At 69.7% G+C, this 8,934-nt stretch carries 12 protein-coding genes and 1 other RNA gene; 2 read left to right on the top strand and 11 right to left on the bottom strand.

From position 1 onward, the window contains the following. On the bottom strand, positions 1 to 428 hold a 428-nt coding region (locus D183_RS0119300), incomplete at its 3' end, for a thiamine phosphate synthase (protein WP_017910446.1). 14 nt (positions 429 to 442) lie between these two features. Here D183_RS0119300 and D183_RS0119295 point away from each other — a divergent pair. Next, on the top strand, positions 443 to 688 hold the full coding sequence (locus D183_RS0119295; protein ID WP_223875626.1) for a rubredoxin: 246 nt from the start codon (positions 443 to 445) through the stop codon (positions 686 to 688). A gap of 272 nt (positions 689 to 960) precedes the next feature. On the opposite strand, the gene D183_RS0119290 is transcribed toward D183_RS0119295, so the two are convergent. The 10 genes from D183_RS0119290 to D183_RS0119250 all read right to left on the bottom strand — a co-directional run bounded on the left by D183_RS0119290 (position 961) and on the right by D183_RS0119250 (position 8,410). Then, on the bottom strand, positions 961 to 1,875 hold the full coding sequence (locus tag D183_RS0119290) for a SirB1 family protein (protein WP_408068872.1): 915 nt from the start codon (positions 1,873 to 1,875) through the stop codon (positions 961 to 963). Between the two features lie 49 nt (positions 1,876 to 1,924). Continuing rightward, the gene (locus D183_RS0119285) at positions 1,925 to 2,377 is read right to left on the bottom strand and encodes a DUF192 domain-containing protein (RefSeq protein ID WP_017910443.1); all 453 of its coding nucleotides are present in this window, start codon (positions 2,375 to 2,377) and stop codon (positions 1,925 to 1,927) included. Positions 2,378 to 2,537: 160 nt separating this feature from the next. Continuing rightward, positions 2,538 to 3,185, bottom strand: a complete 648-nt coding sequence (rpiA, locus tag D183_RS0119280; RefSeq protein ID WP_017910442.1) for a ribose-5-phosphate isomerase RpiA — start codon at positions 3,183 to 3,185, stop codon at positions 2,538 to 2,540. Positions 3,186 to 3,285: 100 nt separating this feature from the next. Further along, the gene (locus D183_RS0119275; RefSeq protein WP_017910441.1) at positions 3,286 to 3,756 is read right to left on the bottom strand and encodes an EVE domain-containing protein; all 471 of its coding nucleotides are present in this window, start codon (positions 3,754 to 3,756) and stop codon (positions 3,286 to 3,288) included. Beyond that, positions 3,753 to 4,346 carry a 5-formyltetrahydrofolate cyclo-ligase gene (locus D183_RS0119270; protein ID WP_017910440.1) on the bottom strand — a complete coding sequence of 198 codons (594 nt, stop codon included), beginning with the start codon at positions 4,344 to 4,346 and terminating at the stop codon, positions 3,753 to 3,755. Before D183_RS0119270 ends, D183_RS0119275 begins: the two co-directional genes overlap by 4 nt. Positions 4,347 to 4,425: 79 nt before the next feature. Beyond that, positions 4,426 to 5,205: an acyl-CoA thioesterase gene (locus tag D183_RS0119265; protein WP_017910439.1), complete on the bottom strand. Its 780-nt coding sequence runs from the start codon at positions 5,203 to 5,205 to the stop codon at positions 4,426 to 4,428. A 159-nt stretch (positions 5,206 to 5,364) separates the two neighbouring features. After that, positions 5,365 to 5,549: non-coding RNA, 6S RNA (gene ssrS, locus D183_RS26610), on the bottom strand. A 98-nt stretch (positions 5,550 to 5,647) separates the two neighbouring features. Beyond that, the gene (locus D183_RS0119260) at positions 5,648 to 5,941 is read right to left on the bottom strand and encodes a cell division protein ZapA (RefSeq protein ID WP_017910438.1); all 294 of its coding nucleotides are present in this window, start codon (positions 5,939 to 5,941) and stop codon (positions 5,648 to 5,650) included. Next, complete coding sequence (locus tag D183_RS0119255; protein WP_017910437.1) at positions 5,938 to 6,159, bottom strand: TIGR02449 family protein; 222 nt, start codon at positions 6,157 to 6,159, stop codon at positions 5,938 to 5,940. Before D183_RS0119255 ends, D183_RS0119260 begins: the two co-directional genes overlap by 4 nt. Positions 6,160 to 6,226: 67 nt before the next feature. Next, positions 6,227 to 8,410 (bottom strand): putative bifunctional diguanylate cyclase/phosphodiesterase, encoded by a 2,184-nt coding sequence (locus D183_RS0119250; protein WP_017910436.1) that lies wholly within the window; start codon positions 8,408 to 8,410, stop codon positions 6,227 to 6,229. Between the two features lie 209 nt (positions 8,411 to 8,619). Here D183_RS0119250 and D183_RS25315 point away from each other — a divergent pair. Continuing rightward, positions 8,620 to 8,934: UPF0149 family protein (locus D183_RS25315; RefSeq protein ID WP_017910435.1), on the top strand; the 315-nt coding region annotated here is incomplete at its 3' end.

The following is an 8,934-nucleotide window of genomic DNA, read 5'->3' as shown; positions in this document are numbered from 1 at the left end:
GTGGTGACCTTACTGCGGGTAGGAAAGAACGCGCCGAAGGCGACGTAGCTGGCGCCTGCTGCCGCGGCGCTGCGGGCCAGGGCCAGGTCGTCGTAACAGGAGGCGCCGATCAATGCCTGCGGCCCGAGCGCGGCGCGCGCGGCGGCCAGATCGCCGTCGTCCTCGCCCAGGTGCACGCCGGCCGCGCCCACCGCCTGCGCCAGCGCGACGTCGTCGTTGACGATCAGCGGCACGCCGGCCTGTGCGCACAGCCTTTGCAGCGCCGCGGCCTGCTCGCGCCGTTGCGCCGCGTCGGCGCGTTTGTTGCGGTATTGCAGCCAGGTCACGCCCTGGTCCAGCAGCGGCGCCACCCGTGCCAGCAGACGCGCGCCGTCGGCCTCGTCGGGGGTGATCAGGTACACGCCGCGCGGCGCCGGGGATGCGTTCATGGCCAAGCCTTCCGATGCGTCGGCGGCGATGGGACAATGCCGTTCCGACTGTGACCTGCGATTATCCAATGAGCGACGCCAGCGCCACCACCTATCGCACCTGGATGTGCGTCGTCTGCGGGTTCATCTACAACGAGGCCGACGGCCTGCCGGAAGAAGGCATCGCCCCCGGCACCCGCTGGGACGACGTGCCCGACACCTGGACCTGCCCGGACTGCGGCGTGACCAAGGACGATTTCGAGATGGTGGAGATGGATTGACGGCTGGGATTGGAGAATGGGGAATCGGGAGTGGGACAGCGACTCCCGTGCCTTGCAGGCTTCACGCGGCGGCCAGTTTCAGGGCTGGCAGGCAGACATCGCGAGGCCGGGTGGTCGGATCGCAAGGCCGATACTCGGGAGAGCCGCATGTCCGCCGACGTTCGATGATCGATTCGGTCCGTTATCCATGACGGCTTGATCAGGTCAGCAACCTCTGAGCCTCAGGGCATGCGCTTTTCCCATTCCCGATTCCCCTCTCCCCATTCCCAGCGTCAATGCATCCGCTGCGCGCGCGCGCTCAGTTCCACCAGGCGCTCGCGGATCGGCAAGGCGTCGGAGGCTTCGGGGTTCAATTGCAGGTAACGGCCCAGGTCGCGCCGTGCGCCGGGGACGTAATCCATCTGCAGGTAGGCCATGCCGCGGTCGCGCAGGGCTTCGGGCTGGTCCGGCATCAGCTTGAGCACGCGGTCGGCGCTGCGTGCGGCGCGGTCCCACTCGTCGCGTTCGGCATACAGGCCGTGCAGGTTGCGCAGGACCCGGGCGAGGATCGCGCGGTGCGGTGCCGGGTCCAGGATCTGCAGCAGGGCGCGGTCGTCCGGGCTTTCGCCGCCCATGTGCGGTCGCGCGCGCTCGCGCAGTTCCTCCACCGCCAGCGGACGCCCGCCGTTGAACGGGTCCATCACCAGCAGGCCGTCGTCCACCGGCAGGCGCACCAGGAAATGCCCCGGGAAGGACACGCCGTCGAGTGGGATGTCCAGGCGCCGCGCCACGTCCATCTGCACCAGCGCCAGCGAGATCGGGTTGCCCAGGCGCCGCTCGAACACCTGGTTCATGTAGCTGTTGCGCGGGTCGTAATACTCGTCGTGGTTGCCGCTATAGCCCAGTTCTTCGAACAGGTGGCGATTGATCGCCGCCATCTTCAGCGGCCACTGCTCGATCATCGCCACCTCGTGCCGCAGGTGGTCGGCATGACTCTGCGCCAGGGTGTCGTAATGGGCGGCGTCCAGCTCCGGATACTCGTCGCGGGCGATCAGCAGGGCGGTCGCCAGCAGCGGCAGGGCATCGTCATCCAGCGCGGCCAGGGTATTCCAGCTCGGCAATGTCAATGGGGCGGCCATGGCCCAAGACTGGCGGCAAAGCCGGGCCCGATCAAGTCCGGCCGTTCCCGACAGCGGTGTCGGGTTCAGCGCCGTGGTCGCGGGGCCTTTTCCCGACGCCGCCGGCACCGTTGACGGGTCAGTGGCCCTGCGGAATTCCAGGGCCGAAGCGCAGTTCGGTGCCGTCCTGCAGCTTCAACTGCTCGGCCTGGCCGGCGTTGAGTTCGAGCACATAGCGCGCCGGCGCGTTGCTCGGGTAGGGCGGGCAGGCGTCGCCGGCCGAGCACGGCGGCACGTCGCGCTGCTGCGCCACCAGCTTGCGCTGGTTGTCGAAGTACAGGATGTCCAGCGGGATCTTGGTGTTCTTCATCCAGTACGCTTGCGGTTCCTCGCGGTCGTGGATGAACAGCATGCCGTGGTCGGTTTCCATCTGGTCGCGGAACATCAGCCCGCGCGCGCGGGTCGCATCGTTCTGCGCCAGTTCCACTTCGTAGCGATGTCCGCCCAGTTCCACCCAATGGTCGCCGCCGGCACTGGCGCAGCCGCTCAGGGCGAGCAGGAGAAGGACGCAGAGCGCGCGGAAGAGGGACATGGGCGGACCAGGGCAGGGAGGACAGCGCGCACCTTGTTGCAAGGTGCGCGTGGCGTCAAGAGCGGGGAGTCGGGATTGGGGATCCGCCAGAGCCGGGGTTCTCGCTTTTGCGAATCCCCAATCCCGAATCCCCAATCCCACGCGCGCGACAGCGCGCGTCCTACAGGACGCGCGGCGGCTCGCCACCGACGATCACCACGTCGGCCGGGCGGCGTGCGAACAGGCCGACGCAGACCACGCCGGGGATCTGGTTCAGTTCGCGCTCAAGCGCCACCGGGTCGGTGATCGACAGGTGGTGCACGTCCAGCACCACGTTGCCATTGTCGGTGATCACGCCGTCGCGCCAGACCGGCTGGCCGCCGGTGCGCGCCAGGATCTCGCGGGCGACCAGGCTGCGCGCCATCGGGATCACTTCGATCGGCAGCGGGAACGCGCCCAGTGTCTGCACCTGCTTGCTCGGGTCGATGATGCAGATGAAGCGCTCGCTGGCCTCGGCGATGATCTTCTCGCGGGTCAGCGCGGCGCCGCCGCCCTTGATCAGGCACTTGTTCGGATCGCACTCGTCGGCGCCGTCCACGTACAGCGACAGGTTGCCGGTGTGGTTCAGCTCCAGCACCTCGATGCCGTGCTGGCGCAGGCGCGCGGTGCTCTGCTCGGAACTGGACACCGCACCCTTGATACGGTGGCCGATGCGGCCGAGCGCGTCGATGAAATAGGCGACGGTGGAACCGGTGCCGACGCCGACGATCATGCCGTCCTGGACGTAGTCGATGGCTTTCTCGGCGGCAAGGCGTTTGGCTTCTGACATTGGAAGAGCTCGGGAGTGGGGATTCGGGATTGGGGATTCGTTGAAGCGGCAGACGGGTGGGAACGGAGGTAAATCCCCAATCCCCAATCCCGAATCCCGGCTACTCGAGCGAAAGCAGCAGCTTCCACTGCGCGGCGCTGACCGGGAACACCGACAGGCGGTTGCCGCGGGCGACCAGCGGGAAGCCCTCGCCCAGCGCATCGGCGTGCTGCTTGATCTCGTCCAGGGCGATGGTGCGCGCCAGCTTGCGTTCGAACGCCACGTCCACCAGGTACCAGCGCGGCTGCTCCTGGGTGGCCTTGGGGTCGTGGTAGTCGGAGGACGGGTCGAACTGGGTGGCGTCGGGATAGGCCTGGCTGGCCACGCGCGCCACGCCGACGATGCCCGGCACCTTGCAGTTGGAGTGGTAGAACAGGATACCGTCGCCGACCTTCATGCCGTCGCGCATGAAGTTGCGCGCCTGGTAGTTGCGCACGCCGTTCCAGGGCTCGGTGCCGACCCGCTGCAGGTCGTCGATCGAGAAGGCGTCCGGTTCGGACTTCATCAGCCAATAGCGGGTGCGTGCGGTCATGCGGGGGAATCGTGCGCGGTCGACAGGGTGAGGGATTCGGTGCAGACCGCGTCCAGCGCCACGTCCCAGGCCGCCAGCGGCAAAGCCGCGACCTGTTGCGCGTCGAAGGCGGCCCCGACCAGCCAGGGCGGCGGAGCCTGCCGCTGGCGGAAAGCGAAGCTGCGATCATACCAGCCGCCTCCCATGCCCAGGCGGCCGCCGGCGGTGTCGAAGCCGACCAGCGGCGTCACCACCAGCGCCATCTGCGCCGGCGCCAGGGTCGTGGCCGGGTCGACGTCGGGCTCGGGGATGCCGTAGCGGTTGGCGCGCAGCGGCTGCCCGGGGCGCCACGGCGCAAAGCGCAGGGTGTCGCCGCTGAGCACCGGCAGGCAGTACTGCACCGTCTCCGGCAACGACAGTTGCCAGCGGTGCAGGGCGATCTCCCCGTCCATCGCCCAGTAGCCGCCGACATGGCCGTGCTGCGGCGCGAACGGCAAGTCCAGCAACCGCTGCGCCAGCGCATCGGCGGCGGCCAGGCGCACGGGCGCGGTGAGCGCGCGGCGGCGCGCGCGCAGGTCCTGGCGCAGGGAGTCGCGGTCGTCGGCGGTCATCGGGCGGGCGTGGCGAGGGAGGGCGCTATTGTCGGCGCCGGCGCGTGCACTGACCAGCAGGCGCGCGCCGCTGCGGCGATCACGCGTAGAGCGCCACCGTCTGCCGGCCCCACAGCACCAGCCGCCCGGCCGTATCCCAGATCTGCATGTCCTGCAGCGAGTAGCCGTCCTCGGCATGGCGGCTGGCCGAGCGCAGCAGGAACCAGTCGCCGGCGCTGGCCGATTGCGGGAAGTCCAGGCTCCAGGTCATCGAACTGACCGGCGCCGGCTCGGTGAAGCAGGTCATCGCAGCCGGCGGCAGACAGTCGCCCAGCGCGACCAGGGCCACGCTTGGGTCCACGCCGGCGGCGTCGCGATGGCGCGCCCAGACCAGCAACTCCGGATCGGCCGCGGCGGACAGCGGCAGCGCGCCGCCGGCCAGGCGCATGTCGAAGTTGGCGACGAAGGCCGGGGTCGCCGCGCTGTCGGCGATCGGCGTCGCGTCATCGGGGCCGACCACCGCCGGCCGTGCCGGCAGGAAGTCATGGGCGATGCGGCTGGGCCGCGGCTGCGCGAACAGCAAGGCTGCGCGCAGGGCGACCTGCCCGCCGGCGATGCAATCGACGCCCACCGAAGTGGCGGACTTGCCCTGGCGCAACACCTGCGCATCGAAGCGCAAGCTGCCGTCGGCCGGGCCGACGAAGCCGATATGCGCCGACTTCAGCGGCGGCAACGCGGACGGCGCCGTGCGCAGCGCGGTCTGCAGCGCCAGCGCCGCGGACAGGCCGCCGAAGGCGGTGCGGCCTTGCCGCCAGCTGGCGGGGACGTCGAATCCCGCGGCGGGGTCGAAGCGGTCGAGGATCTGGGCGAGCGTCGGCAATCCGGGATCTCCGTGATGGGGAGACCAGTATCCCGGGTTTCGGTCGGTGCGAGAACGCGTGGCACCTGCAGTGCGCCGACGGCGACGGCGTGGTGAAGGCGCACGCTGCGGGCGCACAAAAGGAAACGGCGCCTTGCGGCGCCGCTTCCTGGAAAAATTGCATTCTCCGCCGTGACGATGCGTGCGAAACGACCTTGAACCCGGGGTTCAAGTGGGATGGCTGGAGAATCATCGGGCTTCCCGCTACGAGGCGGACCTGCACTCCCGATTCCGTCGCCACCCCGTGGTCGTCATTAAGGGACAAGGCGAATGTTTGCACACGCTGTCGTTCACAGCAGAGAACGCAAGTGGAGTATAGCGCCGTGATCGCGCTTGGCTAGTCCGTTCGTCGGTCCTTCGGTACGTTGCAATTCACGTTGATGATCGCAGCGCCATGTGCGGATCAGCGCGTCGTATCGACCACGCTGTCCAGGCGGCGATTGAGATCGGCGAGTGTGCGCGCCATCTCGCGTTCGCGCTGCCCCTGTTCGTCGCGCAGTTGCTGCAACTCGTGCGCCAGGTTCAGTGCCGCGAGGACGGCGACGCGGTCCACCGCGGCCATGCGGTTGCTGCCGCGCACCTCGCGCATCTTCGCATCGAGCAGGCGCGCGGCGGCGAGCAGGCCATCGCGTTCTTCGGCCTCGACGCCGACGGTGTATTCGCGGTCGAGGATGCGGACGCTGACCGGCTCGCTCACGTGTGCTGCTCCAGGGACTTCAGCCGGGCGATCATCGCTTCCACGCGCGAACGCGCCTGCTCGTTCTTGGTCAGCAACTGCGAGCGCTCGCCGATCAGGTGTTCCTGCTGCTGGCGCAGGCTGCGGTTCTCGTCGGATAGGCGCTGGCAGCGCTCGACCAGCGTTTCCACGCGTGCGGCAAGGGCGCGAAGCTCGGCGAGGGCGTCAGGGCTGTCCATGGCGCTCACGATAGGCATGCGCCCGAGGGGCGGTCAAGACGCCGCGCGGCGGCGCCATGGCCGGCGCTCAGGCAGGCAGCCGCAGCGGTTGCTGCAGCAGGCGCAGGCAGGCGTCCGGCTCCAGCGCCGGCGCCACCAGGTGGCCCTGGATCTCGTCGCAGCCGTGCGCGCGCAGGAACGCCAATTGCCCGGCGTCCTCGACGCCCTCGGCCACCACCTTCAGCGCCAGCGAGTGGCCCATCGCGATGATGGTGCTGGTGATCGCCTCGTCGTCCGGGTCGCGGGTGAGGTCGCCGATGAATTCCTGGTCGATCTTCAGGGTGTTGATCGGCAGCCGCTTCAGGTAGGCCAGCGACGAATAGCCGGTGCCGAAGTCGTCGATGGCCAGGGTCAGCCCCAACTTGCGGCAGGCGCGCAGCAGTTCGGCGTTCTTGCCGACCTGCGACATCACCACGCTCTCGGTCAGTTCCAGTTCGATGTTGGCGGCCGGCACGCCGGTTTCGGCGAGGATCCCGGCCATCAGTTCCGGCAGGTTGCCGCGCTCGAGCTGGATCGCCGAGACGTTCACCGACATGCACAGATCGGTCAGCCCCATCCGCCGCCAGTCGCGCAGCGCGCCGCAGGCCTGGCGCAGCACCCATTCGCCGATCTCCAGGATCAGCCCGGTCTCCTCGGCCAGCGGGATGAACTGGCTCGGCGAGACCGGCCCGAAATCGGCGCTGTGCCAGCGCAGCAGCGCTTCCACGCCGACCACCCGCTGCGTGCGCAGCGAGTAGCGCGGCTGGTAGACCAGCTTCAGTTCCTGATCCAGCGGGATCTTGCGCAGCGTGCTGGCCAGGGTGGCGCGGTGACGGGTGGCCTCGTCCATGCGCGCCGAGTACACCTGCGCGTTGCGGCGCCCGGCGGCCTTGGCCTGGTACATCGCGGTATCGGCGTGCTTGAGCAACTCGCTCGGCAGCAGCGCGTGCTGCGGGAACAGGGAGATGCCGATGGAGGTGGAGACCGCGACCTCGCGGCGTTCGTCCAGCCGCAGCGGCGCCTCGAACGCGGCCAGCACGCGGGCGGCCACCGCCTCGGCCTCGCCCTGGCTGACGATGTCCTCGACCACCACGGTGAATTCGTCGCCGGCCAGGCGCGCCACCGTGTGCTGCGGTCCCACCGCCTGCTGCAGGCGTTCGGCCACCGCGCGCAGCACGCGATCGCCGATCGCGTGGCCGAGCGAATCGTTGATGTCCTTGAAGCGGTCCAGGTCCAGGAACAGCACCGCGACCGAGCCGGCCTGGCGCCGCGCCCGCACGATCGCCCGAGCCAGGCGTTCGGACAGCAGCGCGCGGTTGGGCAGGCTGGTCAGCGTGTCGTAGTTGGCCAGATAGCGCAGTTCCTGCTCGGCGCGCTTCTGCTCGGTGATGTCTTCCAGTACCACCACCTGAAAGCTCTGGCGGCCGTCGGCGTCGACCACGGTATTGCGGCGCAGGTGGCAGAGGATTTCCTGGCCGTCCTTGCGTCGCTTCCAGGCCTCGCCGCGCCAATGCCGGCCGTGGTCGGCCACCGGGGCCGCCGGCGTTTCCGGCGCGTGGTCGATCAGCGCCATCGGCTGGCCCAGTACCTCGCGCTCGCTGTAGCCGGTGATGCGGGTGAAGGCCGGGTTGACCGAGATGAAGCGGCGGTCCTCGTCGAGCACGGCGACCGCCTCGCCCATGCTGCGCAGCACTTCGGCGGCGATGCGTCGTTCCAGGTCGGCCTGGCGGTGCGAGGTGATGTCGCGTGCGGTGCCGGCGAGCCGGCGCGGCGCGCCGCTGGCGTCGTAGTCGACCACGCGGCCGCGCACCCGCGCCCAGTGCCAGACCCCGTCGCCGGCCAGGTCCACCCGGTACTCGGCGGTGTAGATCGCGGTCAGGCCCTGCAGGTGTTCCTGCAGCACCTGACGCGCCTGCTGCACGTCGTCGGGATGGATCCGCAGCGGCTCGTTCTCGCGGATCACCAGGCCGATGTCCTGCGCGTGCGGCGTGGCCTCGTCGGCGCGCATCAGCCGCAACCTGCGCTGTTGCAGGTCGTAATCCCAGAAGTGTTCGCCCGAGGCCCACAGCGCCAGCTTCAGGTGCTGGTCGCGCTGCTGCAGTTGCGCGTGCCGTTGCAGTTGCTCGCGCAGGCGCCGACGCGAACGCAGCGCGAACAGCGCCGCCACCCCGCCGGCCGCCAGCGCGGCGAGCGCGACCAGCGGCCATGCGGCCAGCAAGGTCTCGCCGAACAAGGCGAGGCCGGTTCTTTCCGCAGCTCCTGCAGCAACGTGCTCCAATGGCATGGCGGAAAGTGACTTCTGTCAAAGAACGGGTGGTGGAGTGTAGGCGCGTGCCGGAAGCCACCACAAGCGGCGGCGCACACGCGGTTGCTACACTGCGCAGTCCCGATTCCGCCGCAGGCCTCGACAGGCCCGCGGCCAGCGCCCGACAGGCTTGCTCCATGACCGAACTTCCCACTGCCGACCAGATCGCCGATGCCAGCCGGACGCTTGGCCTGGCTGCGTCGGCAGCCGAACTGCACGGCGGCCTGTGCGGCTGGCTGGCCGGCGGCGGCGCCGAATTGCCGGCATGGCCGGCGGCCGTGCTCGCCGACGCCAGCCTCGCCGCGCCGCGCCCCGGCGATGCGCTGGACCGCCTGCGCGAGGCCACGACTGCGCAACTGAACGACCGCGATTTCGGCTTCGACCTGGTGCTGGCCGATGCCGGCGCGCCGCTGCCCGAGCGCGCCGACGCGCTGTTCGACTGGTGCCGCGGC

It is taken from the genome of Xanthomonas sp. SHU 199, from assembly GCF_000364665.1.
GTDB classification, from domain to species: domain Bacteria; phylum Pseudomonadota; class Gammaproteobacteria; order Xanthomonadales; family Xanthomonadaceae; genus Xanthomonas_A; species Xanthomonas_A sontii.
Note: the sequence above shows the minus strand (reverse complement) of the source record. Positions and strands in the feature narration are given on the sequence as shown.